The sequence below is a fragment of the Variovorax sp. E3 genome (assembly GCF_016082275.1).
Classification (GTDB): domain Bacteria; phylum Pseudomonadota; class Gammaproteobacteria; order Burkholderiales; family Burkholderiaceae_C; genus Variovorax.
On sequence record NZ_MOWM01000354.1, the window covers coordinates 1 to 949 of the forward strand.

At 75.7% G+C, this 949-nt stretch carries 2 protein-coding genes; both read left to right on the top strand.

The annotated features are described in order from the left end of the window. Nucleotides 1-82 precede the first annotated feature (82 nt). Nucleotides 83-700, top strand: coding sequence for an HAD hydrolase-like protein (locus tag BMG07_RS45310; protein ID WP_374221485.1), 618 nt, complete (start codon nt 83-85; stop codon nt 698-700). Next, nucleotides 637-949: class II aldolase/adducin family protein (locus BMG07_RS43835; RefSeq protein ID WP_307867343.1), on the top strand; the 313-nt coding region annotated here is incomplete at its 3' end. The genes BMG07_RS45310 and BMG07_RS43835, both read left to right, overlap by 64 nt.

A 949-nucleotide genomic window follows, 5' to 3' on the forward strand; every position in this document is an offset into this window, starting at 1 on the left:
CGCGAACGGCTCACGCCGCGCGGCGTCGAGCCCAGCAGCGGCAGCGTGGCCGCGCGCTACGAGCAGAGTGGGCGGGCGCGTGGTGTGGGTCGGCAAGCCGCATCCGCTGATCTACGACGCCTGCCGCGAGCGGCTGGCCGCGCTCGGCGTCACGCGCATCTGTGCGGTGGGCGACTCGCTGGAACACGACGTGCTCGGCGGCAGCGGGCCGGCTTCGACACCTGCTTCATCGCCGGCGGGCTGCACGCCGGCGATTTCGCGCGCGCCGGGCCGGCGGGCGCCGCCGCCGAGCTTCAACGCCTGCTCGCCGCGCCCGGTGCCCATGGCGCACCGGCGCCGACCTGGGCCCTGCACACCCTCCAGTGGAAGACCACCCCATGAACGCCACCAGCACCCTCCCCGCCTACTCCCCCGCCTGCCAGCTGCTGGCCGAAGCCTCGCAGCGCATCGGCCGCGACCCGCTGCTGATCCAGGCCGCGGGCGGCAACACCTCCGTCAAGGAAGACGACACGCTGTGGGTCAAGGCTCGGGCCTGTGGCTGCGCGACGCGCTGCGCCGGCCGATGTTCGTGCCGGTGTCGCTGCCGCAGGTGCGCGCGCGCGTGGCCGCCGGCGAAGCGACCCGGTCGGCCCCACCGTGCGGCGCGAGCTGGCCGTCGAGGGCCTGCGCCCGTCGATCGAAACCACGCTGCATGCGCTGATGCCGCATGCCGTGGTGCTGCATGTGCACTCGGTCGACGCCATCGCCTGCGCCGTGCAGCCCGAGGCCCGCACCGCGCTGGCCGGGGCGCTGGACGGCGTTCGCTGGGGCTGGATCGACTACCACCGCCCCGGCCTGCCGCTGACCCTGGCGGTGGCCGCGCTGGCGGCCGAGCGGCCCATCGACGTGCTGCTGATGGGCAACCACGGCTGGTGGTCGGCGGCGACAGCGCGGCGACGCGGCGAGGCGC